At 74.1% G+C, this 23091-nt stretch carries 23 protein-coding genes; 11 read left to right on the forward strand and 12 right to left on the reverse strand.

Annotated features, from left to right (window positions below):
• Nucleotides 1-65 precede the first annotated feature (65 nt).
• Nucleotides 66-1178 (forward strand): barbiturase, encoded by a 1113-nt coding sequence (gene bar, locus KME80_RS17870; RefSeq protein ID WP_219506632.1) that lies wholly within the window; start codon nucleotides 66-68, stop codon nucleotides 1176-1178.
• Between the two features lie 53 nt (nucleotides 1179-1231).
• Here bar and KME80_RS17875 read toward each other — a convergent pair whose 3' ends face one another.
• Complete coding sequence (locus tag KME80_RS17875; RefSeq protein WP_219506634.1) at nucleotides 1232-2398, reverse strand: pyridoxal phosphate-dependent aminotransferase; 1167 nt, start codon at nucleotides 2396-2398, stop codon at nucleotides 1232-1234.
• A gap of 32 nt (nucleotides 2399-2430) precedes the next feature.
• On the opposite strand from KME80_RS17875, the gene KME80_RS17880 reads away from it, so the two are divergent.
• Genes KME80_RS17880 through KME80_RS17895 form a run of 4 tightly spaced genes read left to right on the forward strand, consistent with a single transcriptional unit; the run spans nucleotide 2431 to nucleotide 4999 of the window.
• Entirely contained in the window at nucleotides 2431-3402 is a 972-nt protein-coding gene (locus KME80_RS17880; protein ID WP_219506636.1) for a DUF418 domain-containing protein, read from the forward strand.
• On the forward strand, nucleotides 3362-4153 hold the full coding sequence (locus KME80_RS17885; RefSeq protein ID WP_219506638.1) for a carbon-nitrogen hydrolase family protein: 792 nt from the start codon (nucleotides 3362-3364) through the stop codon (nucleotides 4151-4153). The genes KME80_RS17880 and KME80_RS17885 overlap by 41 nt, the downstream gene beginning before the upstream one ends.
• Nucleotides 4154-4163: 10 nt before the next feature.
• Entirely contained in the window at nucleotides 4164-4610 is a 447-nt protein-coding gene (locus KME80_RS17890) for a hypothetical protein (protein ID WP_246645128.1), read from the forward strand.
• Complete coding sequence (locus tag KME80_RS17895; RefSeq protein WP_219506640.1) at nucleotides 4607-4999, forward strand: UCP033725 family protein; 393 nt, start codon at nucleotides 4607-4609, stop codon at nucleotides 4997-4999. Before KME80_RS17890 ends, KME80_RS17895 begins: the two co-directional genes overlap by 4 nt.
• Before the next feature lies 1 nt (nucleotide 5000).
• Here the strand turns inward: KME80_RS17895 and KME80_RS17900 are convergent, their stop codons facing one another.
• Nucleotides 5001-6491, reverse strand: a complete 1491-nt coding sequence (locus KME80_RS17900; protein WP_219506642.1) for a carboxyl transferase domain-containing protein — start codon at nucleotides 6489-6491, stop codon at nucleotides 5001-5003.
• 70 nt (nucleotides 6492-6561) lie between these two features.
• Nucleotides 6562-7725: a CaiB/BaiF CoA transferase family protein gene (locus KME80_RS17905; RefSeq protein ID WP_219506644.1), complete on the reverse strand. Its 1164-nt coding sequence runs from the start codon at nucleotides 7723-7725 to the stop codon at nucleotides 6562-6564.
• Between the two features lie 77 nt (nucleotides 7726-7802).
• On the opposite strand from KME80_RS17905, the gene KME80_RS17910 reads away from it, so the two are divergent.
• Entirely contained in the window at nucleotides 7803-8333 is a 531-nt protein-coding gene (locus KME80_RS17910) for a uridine kinase family protein (RefSeq protein ID WP_219506646.1), read from the forward strand.
• Nucleotides 8334-8336: 3 nt separating this feature from the next.
• Here KME80_RS17910 and KME80_RS17915 read toward each other — a convergent pair whose 3' ends face one another.
• The 7 genes from KME80_RS17915 to KME80_RS17940 all read right to left on the reverse strand — a co-directional run bounded on the left by KME80_RS17915 (nucleotide 8337) and on the right by KME80_RS17940 (nucleotide 16146).
• Nucleotides 8337-9014, reverse strand: a complete 678-nt coding sequence (locus KME80_RS17915) for a histidine phosphatase family protein (RefSeq protein WP_219506647.1) — start codon at nucleotides 9012-9014, stop codon at nucleotides 8337-8339.
• A gap of 9 nt (nucleotides 9015-9023) precedes the next feature.
• Nucleotides 9024-9158 carry a hypothetical protein gene (locus KME80_RS51870; protein WP_281427039.1) on the reverse strand — a complete coding sequence of 45 codons (135 nt, stop codon included), beginning with the start codon at nucleotides 9156-9158 and terminating at the stop codon, nucleotides 9024-9026.
• Nucleotides 9159-9201: 43 nt separating this feature from the next.
• On the reverse strand, nucleotides 9202-11202 hold the full coding sequence (locus tag KME80_RS17920) for an outer membrane protein assembly factor BamB family protein (protein WP_219506649.1): 2001 nt from the start codon (nucleotides 11200-11202) through the stop codon (nucleotides 9202-9204).
• A 346-nt stretch (nucleotides 11203-11548) separates the two neighbouring features.
• Nucleotides 11549-12703 carry a DegT/DnrJ/EryC1/StrS family aminotransferase gene (locus KME80_RS17925; RefSeq protein WP_219506651.1) on the reverse strand — a complete coding sequence of 385 codons (1155 nt, stop codon included), beginning with the start codon at nucleotides 12701-12703 and terminating at the stop codon, nucleotides 11549-11551.
• On the reverse strand, nucleotides 12700-13419 hold the full coding sequence (locus KME80_RS17930) for an amidohydrolase family protein (protein WP_219506653.1): 720 nt from the start codon (nucleotides 13417-13419) through the stop codon (nucleotides 12700-12702). The genes KME80_RS17925 and KME80_RS17930 overlap by 4 nt, the downstream gene beginning before the upstream one ends.
• Complete coding sequence (locus tag KME80_RS17935; RefSeq protein WP_219506656.1) at nucleotides 13416-14165, reverse strand: amidohydrolase family protein; 750 nt, start codon at nucleotides 14163-14165, stop codon at nucleotides 13416-13418. The genes KME80_RS17930 and KME80_RS17935 overlap by 4 nt, the downstream gene beginning before the upstream one ends.
• Nucleotides 14166-14175: 10 nt before the next feature.
• Nucleotides 14176-16146, reverse strand: coding sequence for a YncE family protein (locus KME80_RS17940; RefSeq protein ID WP_308125811.1), 1971 nt, complete (start codon nucleotides 16144-16146; stop codon nucleotides 14176-14178).
• Between the two features lie 86 nt (nucleotides 16147-16232).
• On the opposite strand from KME80_RS17940, the gene KME80_RS17945 reads away from it, so the two are divergent.
• From KME80_RS17945 to KME80_RS17965, 5 genes are read left to right on the forward strand one after another with little or no spacing between them, the layout of a single operon-like run.
• Entirely contained in the window at nucleotides 16233-16997 is a 765-nt protein-coding gene (locus KME80_RS17945; RefSeq protein ID WP_246645129.1) for an amidohydrolase family protein, read from the forward strand.
• Complete coding sequence (locus KME80_RS17950; protein ID WP_219506661.1) at nucleotides 16994-17704, forward strand: amidohydrolase family protein; 711 nt, start codon at nucleotides 16994-16996, stop codon at nucleotides 17702-17704. The genes KME80_RS17945 and KME80_RS17950 overlap by 4 nt, the downstream gene beginning before the upstream one ends.
• 54 nt (nucleotides 17705-17758) lie before the next feature.
• Entirely contained in the window at nucleotides 17759-19708 is a 1950-nt protein-coding gene (locus KME80_RS17955; protein WP_219506663.1) for a hypothetical protein, read from the forward strand.
• Nucleotides 19709-19765: 57 nt separating this feature from the next.
• On the forward strand, nucleotides 19766-20629 hold the full coding sequence (locus KME80_RS17960; RefSeq protein ID WP_219506665.1) for an NAD(P)-dependent oxidoreductase: 864 nt from the start codon (nucleotides 19766-19768) through the stop codon (nucleotides 20627-20629).
• 23 nt (nucleotides 20630-20652) lie between these two features.
• Nucleotides 20653-21663, forward strand: coding sequence for a S66 family peptidase (locus KME80_RS17965; RefSeq protein WP_219506667.1), 1011 nt, complete (start codon nucleotides 20653-20655; stop codon nucleotides 21661-21663).
• Here the strand turns inward: KME80_RS17965 and KME80_RS17970 are convergent.
• Entirely contained in the window at nucleotides 21644-22198 is a 555-nt protein-coding gene (locus KME80_RS17970; protein ID WP_308125812.1) for an NUDIX domain-containing protein, read from the reverse strand. The genes KME80_RS17965 and KME80_RS17970 overlap by 20 nt on opposite strands.
• On the reverse strand, nucleotides 22191-23084 hold the full coding sequence (locus tag KME80_RS17975; protein WP_308125813.1) for a dihydrodipicolinate synthase family protein: 894 nt from the start codon (nucleotides 23082-23084) through the stop codon (nucleotides 22191-22193). Before KME80_RS17975 ends, KME80_RS17970 begins: the two co-directional genes overlap by 8 nt.
• Between the last annotated feature and the right edge of the window lie 7 nt (nucleotides 23085-23091).

The raw sequence follows: 23091 nt of genomic DNA on the forward strand, positions 1-23091 counted from the left end.
CGTGCGGCGGCGTCACTAGCGTCAGGCTGGGTATGCCGATCGACGTGGCGGGAAGGGGCGGGCGGATGCCGGATCCGATCGAAGTGCGCAAGGTGCCGATCGAGAGCGTGACCGACGCGTCGGGGCTGGCGCGGCTCATCGACGACGGGGTGATCGAGGCGCACCGGGTGCTGGCCGTGGTGGGCAAGACCGAGGGCAACGGCGGCGTGAACGACTACACGCGCATCCTGGCCGACCGCGCCTTCCGTGAGGTGCTGGCGTCGCGGGGGCATCCGGCGCCGGAGAGCGTGCCGCTGGTGTGGTCGGGCGGCACCGACGGGGTGCTGAGCCCGCACGCCACGATCTTCGCGACGCTCGACCCGGCGCGGGCGGTGCCGTCGGACGAGCCGCGCGTGTCGGTCGGGGTGGCGATGAGCGAGGTGATCCTGCCGGAGGACATCGGCAGGCCGGCCATGGTGGAGAAGGTGGCCGCGGGGGTGCGCGAGGCGATGAAGCTCGCCGGCATCGACGACCCGCGTGACGTCCACTACGTGCAGACGAAGACGCCGCTGCTGACGCTGGCGACGATCACCGAGGCGCGGGAGCGTGGCCAGGACACCGCGATCGAGGAGACGGGCCCGTCGATGGACCTGTCCAACTCGACCACGGCGCTGGGGGTGGCGGTGGCGCTCGGGGAGATCGCGATGCCGTCGGCGGAGCAGATCCACAAGGACCTGTCGCTCTACTCCTCGGTGGCGTCGTGCTCGTCGGGGGTGGAGCTGGACCGGGCGCAGATCGTGCTGGTGGGCAACGTGCGCGGCATCGGCGGGCGCTATCGGGCGGGGCACGCGGTGATGCGCGACGCGCTGGACGCCGACGGCATCTGGGCGGCGATCCGCGACGCCGGCCTGGCGCTGCCGGAGCGGCCGCACCACTCCGACCTGGGCGGGCGGCTGGTGAACGTGTTCATGAAGTGCGAGGCCGACCCGTCGGGGCGGGTGCGGGGGCGGCGCAACATCATGCTGGACGACTCCGACGTGCACTGGCACCGCCAGATCAAGGCCGCGGTGGGCGGGGTGGCCGCGGCCGTCACGGGCGATCCGGCGGTGTTCGTGTCGGTGGCGGCCGTGCACCAGGGCCCGTCGGGCGGCGGGCCGGTGGCGGCGATCGTGGACCTGGCGGCGGACAACCAGGGCTGACGAGGTCGACGAGGTCGACCGGGGCTGAGGAGACCGGCCGGGGCCGGCCCGGCTCAGGCCGACAGGCGCTTGAGCCGGGTCACGGCCTCGTCGATGACCTCGTCCTTCTTGCAGAAGGCGAACCTGACGAAGTGCCGGCCGCGTTCGGGGTGCTCGTAGAAGACCTGCGTGGGGATGGCGACCACGCCGGCGAGCTCGGGCAGCCGCTGGGTGAAGGCGAGCCCGTCGGTGAAGCCGAGCGGCCGGATGTCGGTCTGCACGAAGTACGTCCCGGCCGGCCCGAACACCTCGAACCCGGCCGCCGCCAGGCCCTCCATCAGCCGGTCGCGCTTGTCCTGGAGGGAGTCGCGCAGCGCGGCCACCCAGGCGCCCTCGTGCCGCAGCCCGTAGGCGACGGCGACCTGCCAGGGCGCGCTCGCGGTGAAGGTGAGGAACTGCTTGACCGACTGCACGGCGGTCACGAGCGGCGCGGGCGCGCACACCCAGCCGGTCTTCCAGCCGGTGACGGAGAACGTCTTGCCCGCCGAGGAGATCATCACGGTGCGCTCGCGCATGCCGGGCAGCGTGGCCAGTGGTACGTGCTCGACGCCGTCGAACGTGAGGTGCTCGTACACCTCGTCGGTGATGGCGATCAGGTCGTGCTCGCGGCACAGATCAGCGATGACGGTCAGCTCGTCGCGGGTGAGCACGGTGCCGGTGGGGTTGTGCGGGGAGTTGACGAGGATCGCCCGGGTGCGGGAGGTGACGGCGGCGCGCAGTTCGGCGGGGTCGAACGTGAAGCGGCCGGCCACGGGCCGCAGCGTGACGCCGACGAGGCGGGCCTGGGCGAGCGCGATCGAGGCCGCGTAGGAGTCGTAGTACGGCTCGAACGCGATGACCTCGTCGCCGGGCTCGCACAGCGCCAGGACGGCGGCGGCGATCGCCTCGGTGGCGCCGACGGTGACGAGCACCTCGCCGGCCGGGTCGTAGGACAGGCCGTAGTGCTCGCGGCGGTGCTCGGAGACGGCCTGGCGCAGCTCCATCACGCCGGGGCCCGGCGGGTACTGGTTGGCGCCCGAGCGGATCGCGTGCACGGCCCGGTCGAGCATGGCGGCCGGCCCGTCGGTGTCGGGGAAGCCCTGGCCCAGGTTGATCGCGCCGGTGCGGGTGGCGAGCGCGCTCATTTCCGCGAAGATCGTCGTGCCGAAGGAGCGCATCCGGGAGACAAGTGGTTCCGTCACAGCCTCACACTATTACCCGTAGGGTGATTCACTTGGGCAGCGTCGCACGCATCCGTGAGCTCGACGCCCTCCGCGGGTTCGCGGTGGGCGGGATCATGCTGGTCAACACCTGGCAGCACGCGCCGCACGAGCCGCAGACGGGCATCGACCAGGTGGTCGACACGTTCTTCCAGAGCCGCTTCTACCCGATCTTCTCGCTGCTGTTCGGCATCAGCTTCGTGCTGTTCCTGCGCGGGTCCGACCGGTGGGCGCTGGCCAGGCGGCTGGCGTGGCTGATGGGATTCGGGCTGGTCCAGCACCTGTGGTACCCGGGCGAGGTGCTGACCGACTACGCGTTCTTCGGGGCGCTGGTGCTGCTGCCCGCCTCGTTCCTGCCGGGCGGGCTGCTTCCGCTGCTGCTGGGGGTGGCGCTGCTGGCGTGGAGCGTCATGTCGGGCGGCGGCTACCTGGGCATCGAGGACGCGCCGCCGTTCGTCTCCAACGGGCCGCTGCTGATCCCGGCGGCGTTCCTGATCGGCATGGGGCTGATGCGGCTGCGGCCGTCGCGGCGGCTGCTGGCGCCGGGGTTCGTGGTGAGCGTGCTCGCCGTCGTGTTCCTGACCGCCGCCTGGAACTCCACCGGCGACTGGTCGCTCTACCTGGCGGGCGCGGTCGCCGGGGCGTCGGCGTACGTGACGGGGCTGCTGCTGGTGCTGCGGCCGTGGCTGTCGGCGGCGCTGGAGCCGCTGGGCAAAATGGCGCTGACCAACTACGTGAGCGGCACGGTGGTGATCGTGCTGGCCGCGCCGCTGCTGGCCGCCGACCCGACCCGCTGGTCGGTGCTCGGGCTGACGGCGGTGACGCTGCTCGTCCAGGGGGTCTTCAGCCGGTGGTGGCTGGCCCGCTTCCGCTACGGGCCGCTGGAGTGGATCTGGCGGTGCCTCACCTGGTTCCGGTACGTGCCCAACAAGTTAGAGTCGGGCCGTGACGAGAATCGCCCTCTGCCAGATCCCGGTGTCTCCTGACCCGGCGGCCAACCTGACACGAGTCCGCGACGCCCTCGCCAAGGCGGAGGGCGCCGACCTGGCGATCTTCCCCGAGGCCACGCTCACCCGCTACGGCAGGCGGATCACCGAGCTGGCCGAGCCTCTCGACGGGCCGTTCGTGACCGGCCTGGCCGAGGCGGCGCGGCGGCACGGCCTCGCGGTGATCGCCGGGGTGTTCGAGCCGGGCGACGGCCGGGTGCGCAACACCGCCGTCGCGATCGGCGCCGACGGCGGGATCCGCGCCGCCTACCGCAAGATCCATCTGTTCGACTCGTTCGGCGCCAAGGAGTCGGAGCTGGTCGCGCCGGGCGCCGAGCCGGTGGTCGTCGAGCTCGCCGGGCTCCGCGTGGGGCTCGTCACCTGTTACGACATCCGCTTCCCCGAGCTGACCAGGGCGCTGGTCGACCGGGGCGCCGAGCTGTTCGCGGTGATCGCCGCGTGGGGGTCGGGGCCGCTCAAGGAGGACCACTGGGTCACGCTGGTGCGCGCCCGCGCGCTGGAGAACACCATGTGGACCGCCGCCGTCGGCCAGGCGCCCAACCCCGCCGAGTCCGGCGACGGCTACGGCGTGGGCCGCAGCATGCTGGTCGACCCGCTGGGCGTGGTCCGCGCCGACCTGGGCACGCCGCCGGGCGTGCAGGTCGTGGAGCTCGATCCGGAGGCCACCGCGGCCGCCCGCGCGACCTTGCCATGCCTTGAACATCGGGTGCTCGGGGTCGAGCGACCGTAAAGTGGTCATCATGAGCGGAACGCAGATGCAGAAGGTGGTCCCGCCGCGTCTGCTGGTGCCCTATCTGGCGGGCAAACGCACGGTCATCTCCGGCTTCGTCTACCGGGTGCAGGACTGCGCCAGGCTGACCACGCCCGAGCAGCTCTACTACGGCCTCGACCTGTCGTTCGACGGCTCGGAGCTGACGGCCGGCGTGCCCGAGCTCTACGTGATGCGCTGGCAGGCACGTGACGTCGACACCTACGCGGTGCCCTACGGCCCTCACATGGGCGGCGACTGGAGTGACGCGCCGCCGTTCGCCGGCAACGGGTTCACCACCTCGCGCGAGCACGTGGTGCCGCAGTTCCACACGACGCCGATGCCGATCCCGGCGGGCGCGAGCATCGTGCACGTCACCGCCGAGGGCGAACGGCCCTTCGCCGAGTACGACGGTCTCACGTGGCGGCCGGCCGCATGAACGACGAGCTCATCCCTGTCGCCTCCGGGTTCGTGGCCCGCTTCGGCGAGCGCACGCTGCCTGCCGCGCTGGGTCCGGACGAGCAGGTGGTGCTGTTCAGCGAGGAGGAGCTCGACGGGTTCGAGGCGGCCTCCGGCTACTGGCGGCGCACGGTGGCGCGTACGGAGCTGGAGTGGCTGGTGCTGGTGCGCACCGTGGGCGCGTTCGGCGGCGAGCCGTGCATCGTCCTGGACGAGGACGAGGACGGCCTGCACATCGCCTACACCGGCCACAGCGGGATGAAGGCCGAGGCGCTGGGCTACTGGATGGTCGACCACGGCGCCTACGAGGTCGTGGTGCCGCGCGAGGAGGTCGTCTCCATCCGCGTCGAGCGCGTCCCGGTGCCGTGACTCAGCCGCCCAGGTGGCGGTAGCGGGCCAGCCGGGCGGCGAGCCGGTCGGCGGGTGGCTGGGCTAGCAGGCCGGCGATCTCGTGCTCCAGCGCCCGGCCGACGCGCTCGCAGAAGGCGCGCGGCTCGTAGGCGGCGTCGGGCAGCTCGGGGACGACGCGGTCGACGATGCCGTCGCGGCGCAGGTCGGTGGCGCGCACCCGCTGCGCCTGGGCGATCTCGGGGGCGAAGTCGACGCTGCGGTAGAGGATGGCCGAGGCGCCCTCGGGCGGCAGCGGCGACAGCCAGGCGTGCTGCGCGCACAGCACCCGGTCGGCGGGCAGCAGGGCCAGCGCGGCGCCGCCGGCGCCCTCGCCGAGCAGCAGGCAGACCGTGGGCGCGTCGAGCATGACCAGCTCGGCCAGGCAGCGGGCGATCTCGCCGGACAGGCCGCCTTCCTCGGCGGACTTCGACAGCGCCGCGCCGGCCGTGTCGATGACGGTGACCAGGGGCAGCCCCAGCTCGGCGGCCAGCCGCATGCCGCGCCTGGCGACCCGCAGCCCGGCGGGGCCGAGGGGGGAGCGGGCACGCTGGTGCTGGCGGTCCTGGCCGAGCAGCACGACCGGGGCGTCGCCGAACCTGGCCAGGGCCAGCACCAGGCCGGGCTCGTTCTCGCCCTCGCCGCTGCCGCTGAGCGGGGTCACGTCGGTGGCGGCGAGCTTGAGCAGCGCCCGCACGCCGGGCCGGTCGTCGCGGCGGGAGCGGGTGATGGCCTCCCACGCCTCGACGGGCCGCAGGTCCTCCTCGGGGGCGGGGCCGGGGTCGAGGCCGCGGCGCTCGGCCGACAGCACCGACAGCGCCCTGATCGCGATCTCGCGGGCGTCCTCGGCGGCGACGACGGCGTCGATGAGGCCGTGCTCGAACAGGTTCTCCGCCACCTGCACGCCCGCCGGGAACGGGTAGCCGTGCAGCGACTCGAACACCCTCGGCCCGAGGAACCCGATGAGCGCGCCCGGCTCGGCCGCCGTCACGTGCCCGAGCGAGCCCCAGGAGGCGAACACGCCGCCGGTCGTCGGATGGCGCAGGTAGACGACGAACGGCAGGCCCGCCGCGCGCAACTGCTGCACCGCCGCGGTGATCTTGACCATCTGGACGAACGCGGTCGCGCCCTCCTGCATGCGGGTGCCGCCCGAGGCGGGCGCGGCCAGCAGCGGCAGCCGTTCGCGGGTGGCCCGCTCGACGGCGGCGACGATCCGCTCGGCGGCCGCCACGCCGATCGACCCGGCCATGAACGAGAACTCCGACGCCACGACGGCCACGCGGCGCCCGCCGAGCAGCCCTTCGCCGGTCAGCACGGCCTCGTCGTAGCCGGATTTGACCCGGGCCGCGGCCAGCTCCTCGGCGTAGGAGGAGCCCGGCTCGGCCGGGTCGGCGGGAGGCGCGTCCCACGACTTCCACGAGCCCCCGTCGAGGACCGTGTCGATCAGTGTGCGCGCGTCCGGACGGCTCACCATCGCTCCCTCTCGTCAGCCGGTGATGCAAGGTTGACGCACGAGCTCCTCGTGCGGTGCCGCCGGATCGCCGTCATCGCTCCCGCTCTTCGAGCTCCGTGAGCCAGCGCAGCACCGCGTCGCCGTCCTGGCCGAGGGCCGGGGGCGGCGTGTGTCTCACGCCGTCGAGGCCGTCGAAGCGCAGCGGCGGCCCCGGCAGCTCGACGGGGCCGAGCACCGGGTGGTCGACCTCCACCACGAGGCCCTGCGAGCGGGTCTGCTCCCAGGCGTAGACCTCGTCGATGGACCGGATCGCGCCCGCGGGCACGCCGGCCTCTCCCAGCCTGGCCAGCCAGTGGGCGCGGTCGTGGGCGGCCAGGGCCTTCTCCATGTCGGCGATCAGCTCATCCCGGTGCGTGAATCGGTCCCTGTTGGTCGCATATTTCGCCATATCAGGGTCAATGTCGAGTAGCGCGGCGACCTTCTTCCACTGGCCGTCGTTCGCCGCGGCGATCTGCAGCATGCCGTCGGCGCAGCGGAAGGCTCCGTAGGGGGCGATCGTGGCGTGGTGGTTGCCGCCCGCCGCGGGCACCCGCCCGCCGACGGTCCAGGCGGTGCCGTGGTAGGAGTGCACGCCGGTGACCGCCGCCAGCAGCGACGTCCGCACGACCCGGCCCCGGCCGGTGCGCTCGCGCTCGTACAGGGCGGCGACCACCCCGTACGCACCGTGGATGCCCGCCAGCAGGTCGGCCACCGAGGCGCCCACGCGGTGGGGCTCCCCGGGCGGCCCGGTCAGCGACATCAGCCCAGCCTCCCCCTGCGCGATCTGGTCGTATCCCGGCCGGCCGCCCTCGGGGCCGTCGTGCCCGAACCCGGTGATGGACAGGACGACCAGGCGAGGGTTGAGCTCGTGCAGCCGCTCGACCGGCAGGCCCAGCCGGTCGAGCACCCCGGTGCGGAAGTTCTCCACCAGCACGTCGCTGCGGCGGACCAGCCGTTCGACGAGGTCTCTGCCCGCGTCGGACTTCAAATCCACGGCGATGGACTGCTTGTTACGATTCGCCGCCAGGAAATATGTCGAAATTTCCTCGTCCGGGCCGACGAACGGCGGTCCCCACCCCCGCGACTCGTCTCCCCCGTCGGGGTGCTCCACCTTGATGACCCTGGCGCCCAGGTCGCCGAGCATCTGCGCGGCGTGCGGGCCCGCGAGGGCCCTGGAAAGGTCGAGCACGACGATGTCACCCAGGGGTCCGCGCAAGATCAACCTCCAGCCGGTTCGGAAGCGGAAGCATATCTCCTCGCCTCCGCACTCCAGTCTCCTCCTACCCTGAGTGCGTGGAATCCCTGGCCCGGCGCGTCCTCGAACGCCCACCGTCGTGCGGCCCGGTCCGCGTCGTCGCCGTCGACGGTCCGGCCGGCTCCGGCAAGACCACGTTCGCCGGCGCGCTCGCCGCCGCGCTCGGCTGCCAGGTGGTGCACAGCGACGACTTCCCCGTGCACTGGGACGACGGCCCGGAAACCTGGTTCGCCGCCCTCGACGAGCAGGTCCTGCGCCCGCTCGGCCAGGGCCGCCCCGGCGCCTTCCGGCGCTACGACTGGGTACGGGCCGCCTACACCGGGCGGATCGTGGTGCCGGTCGCCCCCACGCTGATCATCGAGGGCGTCGGCACCGCCAGGGCGTCGGCCGCCCACCTGCTCGCCTTCACCGTCTGGGTCGAGGCCGACGAGGACCTCCGGCTGCGCCGGGTGCTGGCGCGCGACGGCGCCCACCTGGAGCCGAGCTGGCGGACGTGGTTCGCCAAGGAGGAGGCGTGGTTCGCCGCCGACGGCACCCGGGCGCGCGCCGACGAGATCGTCACCACCTGACCCCTACAGGTGGCCCCCGGCGTTGAAGTCAAGCAGCGTCAGCCGGCCGCCGACCGTGTGCCAGGTGGAGACCGAGCCGTTGCGGATCGGCGTGAACGCGTCCAGCTCCGCCAGATCGGCGTCGGGCGCCTCGGCGATGACGTGGCGCAGCGCCAGCACCACCGCGTCGTGCGCCACGATCAGCACCCGCCGCCCGTCGGCCCGCCCGCGCAGGCCCGCCAGGAAGTCACGGACGCGGGCGGCCACGTCGCCGAACGACTCCCCGCCGGGCGGCCGGTAGCGGTATTCGCCCTCGGCCCGCAGCCGGGCCAGCTCCTCCGGGCGGCGCAGCGCGATCGCCGCCTCGTTGTAGCGGCCCAGCTCTCCCCTGCCGCGGTCGCGCAGCCGCTCGTCCACCGTCACCGGCGGATCGGCGCCCCACACCCGGCGCGCGATCGCCCAGGTGTCGAGCGCCCGCCGGAAGGGCGAGCAGCGGACCAGGTCGGGCGCCTCCTCCTCCGGCAGCGCGGCCAGCAGCGCGCCGAGCGCCGCGGCCTGCTCCCTGCCGAGCGGCGTCAGCGTGACCTCGTCGTCGCCCCGCCCGTAGACCAGCGGCTCGTCACCGGCCTCCCGGTAGGCCAGGTTGGCCTCGCTCTCGCCGTGCCGCACCGCGATGATCCGCGACGGTCCCGTGGCGTGCATCGCGCCCCCTCATTCCGTCCGGAAGTGCCGGCGCCGGGCCGCCGCCGGGTCGAGCCCGCCACGCCCCGGCTCGCCCGGGTGCGCGTCGGCGAGCAGCCGGCCGGCGGGCTCGGCCGGCGCGCTGTCGAAGGGGACGACGTCCAACGGCGGTCCTCCGGGCAGGCTGGGTCCGGGATCGATCCTAGGCTCAGGGCCGGTAGCGGAACAGCTTCGGACCCTCGGCGAAGTACACGTCTCCCGACCGGTGCACCGCCAGGTGGTGCACCGGCCCCTGCTTGATCACGGCCCGCGCCAGCGTCCTCGGGTCGAGGGTGAACGCCTCCTTGCCCGCGTGCGCCCCGTACAGGAGCCTGTCCGCGGCGTTGAAGGCGAGCTGGCCGCCGGAGCTGGAGCTGGCGGAGAGCGTGAGGCGGTCGACCACCTTGCGCGCGTGGACGTTCACGCCGAACACCTCGCCGCCCGCGATGCCCCACAGGCGGCCGCGGTCGTCGAAGGTCAGCGCCGGGATCGCGGGCTTGCCGGGGGCCGGGACGATCTCCCACAGCAGCTTGTCGTGCCTGACCGACCAGGCGAACAGCTTGGCCTCCGGCTGGGTGGGCTCGGTCGCCGACTGACCGCTGTAGATGGAGGTGCCGCCGTACAGGACGCCGTCGCGGTAGGCGAGCGAGACGATGCTCTGGTCCTTGACCACGTTGCGCTCGGCGTGCTTGAGCGCGCCGGTCTCCGGGTCCCACAGGGCCAGGACGCCGCCGAGGTGCCCCAGGTCGGGCATGGTGCCTGCGGCCAGGTACTTACCGGCGGAGGTCAGGGCGCGGGGCCTGATCTGCTTGTCGGCGGCGAAGTCGGCGAGCCTGGCTGGGTTCGGCGCCGGGCCGGGCTCGGGGCTGGGCGAGTACTCGGGGCTGTTCCAGGGCAGCGCCGGGTCGTAGGCGTAGAGGCGGGCGTCCGGGTAGGCGCCGACGTAGAGCTTGCCCCGGTGCGTGGCCAGCGCCTCGGTCTGGGAGAAGGTGTGGAACTCCTCCCTCTCGCCGGTGCCGGGGTCCAGGGCGGCGAAGCCGCCGTTGAGGAAGCCGCCGGTGTAGACGCGCCCGTCGGGGCCGTCGGCGATGGCGGTGACGTCGATCGGCTCGCCCTTGATCCCGGACTGGACGAACGACTTGGCCCCGGTCTGCGGGTTGTAGCGGAACATCATGCCGCGCCACAGCAGGCCCACCAGGCTCTTGCCCGGGTAGTCGGGCAGGCCCAGCTCGGCCCAGCCGATGCCGCGCGTGTTGGCCACCCGGCCGACGAACGGCATCCCCGTCGGCGTGACGGCCTTGGTGCGCGGGTCGTACCTGACCAGCTCGCCCGCCTTTACAAAGTAGACCCTGCCTTCGTCGTCGGGCGGCGACACGTCGAGGCCGTGGGCCGTCTCCAGCGCGTCCACCCAGGCGCCGGCCGCGATGTCCCACACGTGCAGCGGCGCCGGGAACGCGCTGCCGAGCCGGACGTACAGGTAGCCGGCCTCCACGTCGACGTCGTAGGCCCACCGGTCCGTCAGGTCGATGCCGGGCGGGGCCGGCAGCCGGCGGACCGCGCCGGAGGCGGCGTCGACCTCGAACAGGGCGGCCGGGTTCTCGGTGCCCGCGTAGATCTTGCCGTCGGCGTAGGAGACGCTGCGGACGTAGGAGTGGGACGGCGACAGCTTGCCGTAGTCGCGCACGCCGGTGGCCGGGTCGTAGGCGAACAGGCGTCCGCCCGGGTAGGTGCCGCCGTAGACGGTGGCGCCCTCGCCGGCGGCCACGGACCAGATGAAGTTCTCCGAGGCGATCGGGCGGCCCAGGTCGGTGACGCCGCCGCCGGGGGTCCAGCGGTAGAGGCGGCCGTCGCCGTAGGTGCCGGCGTAGACGCTGCCGTCGGGCGTGGCGTCCACCGCCCAGGCTCCGGCGGCGCCGGGCAGGTCGAGCCGGGTCACCTCGGCGCCGGTGGCGGGGTCGACGGCGTTGAGGTGGGCCGGGGCCCCGGAGGAGGCGGCCCAGAGCACGGGCGTGCCGCCGGGTCCGGGGGCGACGGTGCCGCCGAGGAGCAGCACGTCCTGCAGCGGCACCCCCAGGTCGGTGAGCCGGTCATCGGCGTGCGCGGGGGCGGCCGGCGCGGCCAGCACCACGGCGGCCACGGCGGCGGCGAACGCTCGTTTGATTAAGGTCATGACCGAAACCTAGGAAGGAACGGTTTTTCCGTCAATAGTCCGGTTACGGTTGGGGCCGAATATAGATCTCTTGGAGCTCCGGCACGGCCCGGCGGCGCCCGAGCGCGATCACCGCCACCAGCGCGCCGGCCGACACCGCCGCCGCGAACGCCCCCGCGCCAGGTCGAGCACCGTGCGCGGCCGCACGGGCCGAGCACCGTGCGGGGCCGCGCGGGCCGGGAGCGGACCAGGTCGGCGACCTCCTCGCGCAGCGCGTCGCGGCCGTCCACGGTGATCCGGTACGGCTCGCGGCGCCCGGCGGAGGCGACCGCCACATCTGTGAAGCGGCCGAGCTCCTGCGGCGGATCTAGGCCGACAGCACCTTGGCCAGCGCCTCGGCGATGTCGGAGGCGCGGGCCGGATCGTCCATGAGCATCGACTGGCGCACCCACACCACGTCGCGGGCGGCCTGCTCGGCGGCCGGGCAGGGCTCGGCGCGCGCCCCCTCGGCGGTGAGCGCGTCCATGCCGCCCAGCGGCGGGTAGCCGGCGTCCAGCGGCACCCCTTCGGCGGCCATGGCGGCCAGCAGGAAGTCCCGGTCCACCGGGGCCTCGACGCGCAGCATGAGCAGGTGCCGCGAGTCGCGCGTGGTCCCCTCCGGCGCGGGCACGGCGCTCACCGGCAGGTGCGCCAGCTCGGCCGTGAGCGCCGCGCAGAACGCGTCGCGGCGGGCCAGCTCGCCGTCGAGGCGGTCCAGCCACGGCAGCAGGAGCGCGGCCTGGATCTCGGTGAGCCGCAGGTTCCAGCCCACCGACGGGTGTCCGTACCACTGGCCGCCGAGCCGGCGGCCGACGTTGCACACCGACCAGACGGCCTCGTACGCGCTCTCGTCCCGGCAGACGATCATCCCGCCCTCCCCCGCGGTCATCGCCTTGCTGGACTGGAAGCTGAAGACGCCGGCGTCGCCGAGCCCGCCGACCGGGCGGCCACGGTAGGCGGCGCCGTGGGCCTGGGCGGCGTCCTCGACGACCGCGAGGCCGTGGCGGGCGGCCACGGCGGCGAGCTCGTCCATGGCGGCGGGGCTGCCGGCCAGGTGGACGGGCATGACGGCGGCGGTGCGCGGCGTGACGGCCCCGGCCACGGCGCGCGGGCACAGGTGCAGGTGCTCCGGGTCGACGTCCGCGATCACCGGGACGGCGCCCGCGAGCAGCACCGCCGTGGCCGAGGCGACGAACGTGTAGGCGGGCACGATCACCTCGTCGCCCCGGCCCACGCCCAGGCCCTTGAGCGCGGCGAACAGGCCCAGCGTCGCGTTGCCGACGGCGACCCCGTACGGGACGCGGGCGGCGCGGGCGAACGCGGCGGTGAGGTCGGCGACGAGGGAGCCGCCCTGGGTGGCGCCCCACAGGCCGCTGTCCAGCACGCCGGTCACGAGCTCGCGCTGGGCGGCGTCGAGGGGCGGCGGCCAGGCGGGCCACGGGGTGGCGCGCACGGGGGTGCCGCCGTGCAGGGCGAGTGTCATGGGAGTCCCTTCCCGAGCAGGCGGGCCAGGTTGCCGCCCTGGACGAGGGCGCGGTCGGCGTCGGACAGCGGGGCGAGCGCCAGGCGGCCGAAGCCGAGGCGCATGTCGAGGAAGCAGGCATCGGTGCCGAACACGACACGTCCGGCCCCGGCCAGCTCCACCAGGCGGGCGATCCAGCGGCCGGTCGACTTGGAGCCGCACACCTCCAGGTGGACGCTGGGGTGGTCCGCCACCAGGCGGGCGGCGCGGGCGAAGCCGTTCGGCCACAGCCCGGTGTGGCCCATGAGGAGCGGCACGTCCGGGTGCCGGGCGGCGACGGTGGCGAACTGGGCGGGGTCGCTCCACGGCGAGTCGGTCTGGCCGTGGGCGAGCACCGGCAGGCCGAGCCGCCAGACGCGCTCGTAGCGGGGGTCGTCGAGGCGGCACTGGTGGACGTCGGGGTGCAGCTTGACGCCCCACACGCCGTCGGTGACCAGCGGGGTGCGGTGGTGGGGGTTGTAGACCTGCCAGACGCCGAACCGGCCGGGGTGGCGGGCGGCGACCTCCTGGGCGAGCCGGTTGCCGCGTTCGGCGTCGGGGCCGACGGCGAGCAGGTGGCTGATGCCCACGGCGGTGACGCCGAGCCGGTCCATGGTGGCGACCAGCCCCTCGGCGGTGGGGTCGGGGATGAGGAAGTCGGGCCAGGTGCCGACGTGGCCGTGCGCGTCGAGGATCATCGGCGGTCTCCGAGCAGCGCGGCGAGGGACCCGGCGGCGATCAGGTCGGTCTCGTGCGGCGTGAGGTCGAGGTGGTCGAGCAGGAAGCGCGGGCCGCAGTCGTCGGCGACCGGGGCGCCGGTGCCGAACACCAGCCGCTCGGCGCCGAACCGTTCGGCCAGCCATTCCACGCCGCCCTGGGTGTTGACGGTGCCGATCTCCACCCAGACGTCCGGCGCCTCGGCCATGAGCTCGGCCAGCGCGCGCAGGCGGCGGTAGCCGGGGTTCAGCACGAGGATCCGCTGGCCGGGTAGCCGGTCGGCGAGGGTGCGGAGCTGGGCGGGGCTGGTCTCGTCGAGGTCGACGGCGACGACGGGCGGCCGTCCCGGACCGGCGTCACCCTCCGTAGCGCCGTCGCGGAGGGCGGCGAGCCAGCGGAGCGCGATCGGGCCGGTGAGGTCGAACCGGTGCCGTTCGGGGCAGAGCCGCACCATGCGCGCCCCCCACGCCCGCACGGCGGCGGGCGTGGCGGGGGTGCACGCCCCCGGCACGCCCGGCACCACGACGGGCACCGGTTCGAGCCGGGGGTCCGACAGCGCGAAGAGGGCGTCGTTGCCCACCTCGGCGTCGGAGTAGAGGCTGAGGGTGTGGGTCACGAGGGCCCGGTCGATGCCCAGGCGGTCCAGGTCGGGCCGCGGGTCCACCGGCAGGTCGTCGAACGGCACGGGACCGGCCAGCCGGTGGGCATCCACGATCAATTTCGGCACAGACCGAAACCTACGACGCGCCGGCGGGGAGCGTCAAGGGCGGGCAGCGCGGGTCGAGCCGGACGCGGGCCAGGTCACGCCCCACGATCGCCCAGGCGTTCCAGGAGCCGGGCTCGAAATGGAGCTGCGGATTGGTGTGCCACTCGTCGCCCAGCCCGGTGGCCAGCAGCGTGGCCCCGCGCCCGGCGTCGAGCTCGTAGGCGTTGCCGCCGCCCCGGAAGACCGAGGCGAACAGGCGGCCCCGGTGCGTGGTCAGCTCACCGTAGCCGGAGATCGTGCCCTGCCGCACGACCTGCCGCGTCTCGGGGTCCATCGCCATCCAGGCGCCCGACTCGCGCTTGAACGACGCGTACAGCAGGCCCTTGTGCAGCTTGACGTCCTGGAAGGTGCGGTGGCCCGGCATCGGGTCGGCCTGCCAGAGGACGGTGCGGCGGGCCAGGTCGAAGGCGGCGACGGAGGCGGTCGGCGTGCTGGTGCCGAACACGTCGCCGGCCAGGTAGACGACGCCCCGCTCCTCGTCGAGGGCCAGGCTCATGAGGTTCTGGCCGGGGATGACGCCGGCGTACACGTCCTTGGCGCCGGTCCGCGGGTCGACGACCGACAGCGCGCCGGGGACGCTCGCCGACAGCGACGAGGTGGCGACCAGGAGCTTGCCGGTGCGCGGGTCGTACTCGATGTCCCAGGGCCGCTTCTGGTCGTGGCCGAGGTAGCCGAGGCTGCGGACCTCGTCGGTGCGCACGTCGACGGAGACGATCTCGCCGGTGGGGTACATGGCGGCGTAGACCTTGTCCCCCGCCCTGACCATGGCCTTGGGCTCGCCGGGGACCCGGATCCGGCGCTGCTCGCCGGTGCGCAGGTCGCGGATGTCGAGGGCGAAGTGGCCGCCGGCGTAGACGGCGCGGCCGGGGACGAGCACCATGCTCTGGGTGCGCTCGGCGCCGGCCGGCATGCCCGCGTCGATGAGGTCGGTGAACTCGGCCGCGCCGGTGCCGCCGTCCAGCGCCCACAGGCCGCCGCTGCCGGCGAACGACAGCACCGCGTTCTCGCCGGTCACGTGGAGCAGGCGGGTCTCGTCGCCATAGGAGGGCGGGGCGGCGACCCGGGTGAGCGCGCTGTCGCCGGTGCGGTAGCGGTGGACGGCGCCGTCGGGGCGGGAGGCGGCGTAGACGGAGCCGTCGGCGGCCGGGGTGAGCGCGTCGAGCAGCCCGGTCTCGACGGTGACCCGCCGCAGGTCGGTGCCGTCCTTGCGGACGTCGATCAGCTCGGGCCCGGCGGCGGCCACCACGCGGTCGCCGTTGAGGGCGACGACGCCGAAGGCGGCGCCCGCCTCGGCGAGCCGGGTGACCTCGCCGCTGACGCGGTCGACCCGGACGAGCAGCTTCTTCTCCAGCAGGCCCGCGTAGACGTAGCGGTCGTCGGCGGCCACGGCGCGCACGTAGTGCTCGCCCTGGGCCAGCACGCCGTAGCGGCGGACGGCGCCGGTGCCGGGGACGTACTCCCACACCCGCCCGTCGGAGGAGGTGCCGGCGTACAGCGTGCCGTCGGGGGCCGCGGCCAGGCTCCACACGAAGCCGCCGACCTTGCCGAAGGAGTGCAGATGGGCCACCTCGCCGGTGGCGATGTCGAAGCTGTAGAGGTCGGGGACGGGGTAGGTGCCGACGTAGACCTTGCCGCCGGACACGGCGACGGCCCAGCCGCCCTCGGGCTCGCCGTCGGCGGGGCCGTCGGGCAGCGTGGCGCTCCTGACGACCTTGCGGGTGGCCAGGTCGATCTCGGCGATCACGGGCGGCTTGGGGCCGCGGCTGACGACGTAGGCGCGGCCCTCGTGCACGGCGGCGCCGACGATGGCGCCGGTGACGGAGGCCGGGCCGTAGGTGGTGACGGCGGGGTCGCCACAGCGGGAGGGGGCGGCGGATGCGGCCCCGGGAGAGACGAGCGCGGGTAACAGGCCCGCCACCACGACGAGCAGGGATCGGAGCACGCCGGCCACCTCACGTTCATTTGTGCCTGATTTTGGCCCAGACCGTAACTATATGAGCGCGGTTAGTCAATGGCATGATGACGCGCATGACGATTGAGGAACAGCCCGCAATACCGTTCGACGCCTGGAGCCTGATCGGCGGCCTGGAGGTGACGCTCGACGTGGACGTGCTCGTCGGGGCCTTCCCCGACCGCGACAGCCCGCCCGGCACGCCGGAGTCGGTGGGCGGGCTCCTGGCCGGCCACCGCACCCGCGCCGGCGCGGTCGCGAGCCTGCGGGCCGCCCTGTTCGACGTACGGCAGGGCAACGACGAGGTGCTGGCCCTGGCCGCCGAGTCACGGTGGCTGCCCGTGGGCGCCGTGGACCTGCGTGACGCGCTCGGCGCCGGGCGCGAGCTCGACCGGCTGGCCGGGGCCGGGATGCGGGCGGTTCGGCTGTTCCCGGACGAGCAGGGCGTGGACGCGTCGTTCCCGTCGGTGCGCCACGTCGCCCGCCGGGCGGCGGAGCTCGGGCTGGTGGTGCTGACCGGCGGCGACGTGCGCCGCTTCTGGCAGCCGTTCGCCGGGATCGGCGCCCGGGTCGTCTTCCTCGACACGCACTTCTACCATCTGGGCGACTTCCTGGTGGCCGCGCTGGAGGAGCCCGGGTTCCACACCTCGACGCGGCTGCTCAACTCCCCCGACGCGCTGGAGACCGTCGCCGCCGAGCTGGGCGTGGAGCGGCTGCTGCACGGCACCCGCGCGCCGCACTACGAGCCGATCGTGCCGCTGCTCAGGCTGGCGACGAGCGGACTGGACCCGGCCCAGGTCGAGGCCGTGGCCGGAGGCAACGCGAGGAGGCTGCTGGCATGATCATCGACGTGCACGCGCACTGGGGGCCGTGGTTCTTCACCATGGACGTGGCCGGGGCGAGCCTGGCCACCATGGACCGCTACGGCATCGGCAAGGCGATCGTGTCGGCCACCGAGGCGGTCATCTACGACGCGCAGGCGGGCAACCGGGCGCTGGCGAAGGTGCTGGAGGGGCAGGACCGGCTCCACGGGTACGTCACGGTCAACCCGCGGCGGCTGCGCGAGGCGGCCGAGGACCTGCGGGACCTGACCGGGCCGTGGGTCGGCGTCAAGATCCACACGGACTACACGGGCTCGCCGGTGACCTCGCCGCGGATGCGGGCCGCGCTGGAGCTGGCCGTCGAGGCGGGGCTGCCGGCGCTCGTGCACACGTGGGGGCCCTCGGTGCTCGACCTGGCCCAGGTGTGCCTGGACGTCCCGGGCCTGCGGGTCATCGCCGGGCACATGGGCGCCGACGGCCACCGCTACGCGATCGAGGCGGCGCGCGGCTGCGACCGGCTCTACCTGGAGCCGTGCTGGTCGCACGCCCCGGCGGGCCGGATCGCCGAGGTGGTGGCGGCGGTGGACGACCGGCAGCTGCTGTTCGGCACGGACGCCACGCTGATCGACCCGTCCTCGGCGTTCGGCGCGGTCGCGGCGGCGGGGCTCACGGGCCTGACGGCCGAGCGGGTCGCGTGGCGCAACGCGACGGAGCTGTTCTCGATCTAGACATTACGGACCAGCCCGTTATAGCGTGCGGCCAAACCTTCCCAGGAGCCGCACATGATCCCCCGCCGTCGTTTCCTGCAGGTGGCCGCCGCGTCCACGGCGGCCGCCGCGCTGCCCGCCCTGACCCCCGCGACCGCCGCCCACGCCGCCGCACCTCCCGAAGGAACCCTCACCGACCTGGGCCCCGCCAGCGTCGCCAGCCCGCTGGGCAACGCCGAGATCGTCGGCGGCGTGCTCTACGCCGGCTCGCGCGGCCTGTCGCCCAACGTGGTCGGCGCCTACGACCTCGCCCAGGATTCGGTCACCGCCCATTTCGACATCCCCACCGGCATCGGCGTCTGGGCGATGTGCCGGGTCGGCACCGACGTGTACGTGGGCACCCATTCCAGGTCCGACCTCTACAAGCTCGACACCGTCGCGGGCACCGTCACCAAGGTCGCCTCCTACCCGGACCACTTCATCTGGACCCTGGCCGCCTCCCCCGACGGCAAGGTCTACCTGGGCACCTCCGAGCCGGGCAAGGTCAAGGAGTACGACCCGGCCACCGGCACCGGCCGCGACCTGGGCGAGGCGGCCCCCGGCGAGGCGTACGTGCGCGGCATCCAGGCCGACGAGACCCACGTCTACGCGGGCGTCGGCGCCAACGCCCACCTGATCGCGATCGACCGGGCCACCGGGGAGCGGCGCGACCTGCTGCCGCCCGAGCTGGCCGACCGCGACTGGGTGTCGAGCCTGAGCGTCTCCGCCACCCACATCGCCGGCGGCATGAACTCGCTCGCCGAGCTGGTCATCCTGAACAAGGCGGACCCGTCCGACCACAAGGTCGTCAAGGCCACCGCCCCGGGCGAGAAGTACATCGTCTCGGTGCTGATCCACGACGGCTACGCCTACTTCGCCGGCCGCCCCACCGGCACCTTCTACCGGGCCCGGCTCGACACCGGCGAGCTGGAGGTGCTGGGCGTGCCGTACTTCGAGGCCGCCACCCACCGCATCCTGGCCCACGAGGGCCGCGTCTACGGCGTCCAGGACAACGCGGTGTTCGTCTACGACCCGGCGACGGGCTCGCTGGACTACCGCAACCTGGTGCAGCGCGGCTTCCGGGCCGCCGCCGAGGAGCCGATGTCGGTCCACTCCGACGGCGAGCGCGTCTACGTGGGCGGCAAGAGCGGCGCCGACATCCACGACCTGGCCACCGGCGAGACCACCCGGCTGGCCATCCCCGGCGAGCCCAAGACCATGATCACCGTCCACGGCACCACCTACATCGGCGTCTACACCCAGGCCGCGCTCTACTCCCACCGGGCCGGCGACGCCGAGGCGACCCTGCTGGCGCGCACCGGCAACCAGCAGGACCGCCCGCGCGACCTGGCCTGGGACGCCAGGACCGGCCTGCTCGTCATGCCGACCCAGCCGGAGCCCGGCCACATGAACGGCGCCCTGTCCTTCTACGCGCCCCGCACCGGCGCGTACACGACGCAGCGGCCGGCCGTCGAGCGCCAGACCGTCTACTCGGTCGTCACCCGGCGCGGCACCGCCTACCTCGGCACGCTCACCCAGGAGGGGCTGGGCCTGCCGCCGGTCACCACCACCGCCCGCCTGGCCGCCTACGACCTGGCGGCGCGCGAGCTGCTGTGGGAGGCCGAGCCCGTCCCGGGCGCCCGCTACATCTCCGCGCTCGCGCTCGGCCCCCGCCACCTGTACGGGATGACGAACACGGGCGTCGTCTTCGAGTGGGATCTGCGCGCCCGGAAGGTCACCCGGACGCTCAAGACCGGCTCGAAGGGCGGCGACCTGCACGTGGTGGGCCGGGTGGCGTACTGCACCGACGGCGACAAGGTCTACAAGGTCGACCTGCGCGCTTTCACCGCGAAGCCGATCGTGGAGGGGCTGGCGGGGCAGTGGTTCGGCGGCGAGCCCAAGCTGGCGCTCGACCCGTCCCGGCTCGCCCTGTACGGGGTCAAGGGCCGCAACCTGGTGCGGATCGCCATCGACGGCAGCCGCTGACCAGCGCCGTTCCGGGCCCGGTTACCGTAGAGGTGAAGTCGTGATCTGGGAGAGAACATGACCGGCGTCGCAGTGCTCGGAACGGGGATCATGGGTGCGCCCATGGCGGCCAACCTGCTCGCGGCGGGCCTGCCCGTCCGCGTGTGGAACCGCACGCGGGAGAAGGCGCAGCCGCTGGAGGCGGCGGGCGCGGTGGTCGCGGGCACGCCGGCCGAGGCCGTGGACGGCGCCGACGTCGTGATCACGATGCTGAGCGACGCCGGAGCCGTCCACGACGCCGTGTCCGCCGCCGCCCCCGGGCTGCGCGCCGGGCAGGTGTGGGCGCAGATGAGCACGGTCGGCGTCGGCGGCGTGGCCCGGCTGGCGGAGCTGGCCGCGGCACACGGGCTGACGTTCGTCGACGCGCCCGTGCAGGGCACCAAGCAGCCGGCCGAGCAGGGCACGCTGATCATCCTGGCCGCCGGGCCGGGACAGGCCAGGCAGGCGCTCGAACCGGTCTTCGCCGCCCTCGGGCAGCGCACGCTCTGGCTGGACGAGGACGGCGCCTCCGGGGCCGGGTCGCGGCTGAAGATGGCCACGGTGAGCTTCGGCATCTCGCTGACGGCCGTCGTCGCCGAGTCGCTGGCCCTGGCCCGGGGCCTCGGCGTGGACCCCGAGCTGGTCCGCGAGGTGATCGTGGGCGGGCCGATGGACAGCGCCTACTTCCAGGTCAAGTCGCGGGCGATCCTCGACGGCTCCTTCGAGCCGAGCTTCACCGTGCGCAACGCCGAGAAGGACACCGGCCTGATCGTCGAGGCGGGCCGGGAGGCCGGCGTCCGGCTGGACGTGGTGGCCGCCGCCCGCGAGCGTTTCCGCCGCGCCGACGCCCAGGGCCACGGCGACGAGGACATGTCCGCCACATATTTCGCTAGTTTCGACTGATGCGTACGTGCTAGTTAACGGAGATGCGATATCCGTCTCCCCTGCGGCCCGGTGACCGGGTCGGGGTCACCTCACCGTCCAGCGGCGTCGACAAGAGCCTGAACGACCGCCTCCAGGTCGCGATCCACGCCGTCGAGGCGCGCGGCTACGAGGTGGTCGTCGGCGCCTGCATGGACGGCTCCGGTCACGTCAGCGCGCCCGCCCCCGAGCGGGCCCGCGAGCTGACGGACATGCTCACCGACCCGTCGATCAGGGCGATCGTGCCGCCGTGGGGCGGCGACACCTGCATCGACCTGCTGCCGCTGCTCGACTGGGACGCGCTGCGCCAGGCCGAGCCGACCTGGCTGGTGGGCTACTCCGACAACACCACGATCCTGACCCCGCTGACGCTGCTGACCGGCGTCGCGACCGTCCACGGCAACAACCTGATGGACACCCCCTACCGGGTGCCCGACGGGCTGGCGAGCTGGCTGGACATCGTGGCGATGCCGCCCGGCGCGACGTTCACGCAGACCCCGCCGGGCCGCTACCGGGCGCAGGGCTTCGACGACTGGCAGAACGCGCCCGGCTCCGACGAGTTCACCCTCGACACGCCCGGCCGGTGGACCCGGCTGGACGGCGACGGCGACGTCCGGGCGGAGGGACGGCTGATCGGCGGCTGCGTCGAGATGCTCTGCAACCTCGCCGGGACGCCCTACCTCGACACCGCGCCGCTGGCCGGCGACGGGCTGATCGTGTACGTGGAGGCGTGCGAGCACGACGCGGGCACCATCTGCCGCAACCTGCACGGGATGCGGCTGGCCGGCTTCTTCGACGGCGCCACCGCGATCCTCGTCGGCCGCACCCGCGCTCCCGGGCTGCGCACGCTCACCCAGCACGAGGCGGTGCTCGACGCGCTCGGCGGCCTCGGCGTTCCCATCGTGGCCGACGTCGAGTGCGGCCACGTGCCGCCGTACCTGCCGCTGGTCAACGGCGCGCGGGCGGTCGTCACCCACACCGCCGAGCGCGACGAGGTCACCCAGACCCTGGCGTGAGCCCCATCCTCAGCAGGGTGTAGGCGGCGACCGAGCTGGAGTCGCTGATCTCGCCGGCGCGGATCATCCGCTCGAACTCGGCGCGGCTCACCCACCGGTGCAGCATGTCCTGCTCGGTGTGCTCCCGGTTGACCGGGCCGCGGCGCAACTCCGTGGCGAGGTAGACGTACAGCTGCTGGTTGACCAGGCCGTGGGCGTTGTCGAGCGCGCCGAGGAGGGTCCAGCTCGCGGCGCGCAGCCCGGTCTCCTCCGCCAGCTCGATCCTGGCCTCCTCCTCCCGGCTGGCTGCCGTCGCCGTGCCCTGGGGGAAGCTCCAGGAGCGGCGGCGCATCGGGTAGCGGTACTCCTCGACCAGGTGGAACCCGTCGTCCTCCATCGGGACGACCAGCACGAAGTCGGGCTTGTCGACGTAGGCGTACATGCCCCGGGTGCCGTCGGGGCGCTCGACCTGGTCCTCGCGGACCGTCATCCACGGGTTGTCGTAGACGACCTTGCTGGACAGCTGCCGGATCGTGTCCGGCCGGGGGTCAGGCACGGCCGGCCTCCAGGGCGCCCAGCACGGCGGCGCGTTCGCCGTCGGGCAGCGGCGGGCCGTAGGGGTCGGCGGCGTGGGCTGCGGGGATGCGGCCCTCGGCGGCGGCCAGCCAGAGCATGCGCTGCACGTAGCCCTCCATCGGGGCGGTGAACGTGGCCGCCGCGAGCCGGTCGAGCCGGGCGGACGCCTCGTGGAAGGCGCGCAGGTCGGTGCCCTCGAAGGCGCGCAGGACGGCGGTGGTCAGGCCGACGTGGGCGGCGGCGATGCCGACCAGGGCCGCCTGGGCGCCCCACAGGAGCGAGGGGCCGAACATGCGGTCCTCGCCGGTGATCGCGAGCCGGTCGGCGTCCCTGGTGAGCGCGATGGCGAGCTGGCAGCCCATGGCGTCGGACAGCAGGGCCGTCTTGAGCCCCGCCACGCCCGGGTGGGCGAGCAGGTCGCGCAGCGTCTCGGGCGGGCAGGGGCGGGTGTAGAGGTCGAAGGCGATCATGGGCAGCCGGGCCGCCCGCCAGACGTGCTCGTGCCGGGCGAGCCGGTCCCCCTCCTCGGGGAACACCAGCACGCCGGCCGCGCCCAGCGCCGCCGCGACGCGCGCCTGCTCCCCCGGGTCGTCGCGCGCCGGCCCGCCGCCCACGCCGACCAGGACGGGGACGCCGGTGGCGACCGCGCGTTCGATCACGGTGGCGCGGGTGGCCGGGGGGAGGTACGGGCCGCGGCCCGTGTGGGCGAGGACCGCCAGGGCCCCCGCGCCGTCCTCGACCAGGCCCGCCAGGTAGCGGGTCACGACGTCCGGGTCCACCTCGCCGGTCGCCGTCATGGGGGTGGCCGCGGCGGCGATGAGGGTGCCGTGGAGCCGATCCCGAAGCGCTTGTGCCGTTTCATCCACGGAAGGG

This window comes from Nonomuraea ceibae (assembly GCF_019396325.1).
In the GTDB taxonomy this organism is placed as follows: Bacteria; Actinomycetota; Actinomycetes; order Streptosporangiales; family Streptosporangiaceae; genus Nonomuraea; species Nonomuraea ceibae.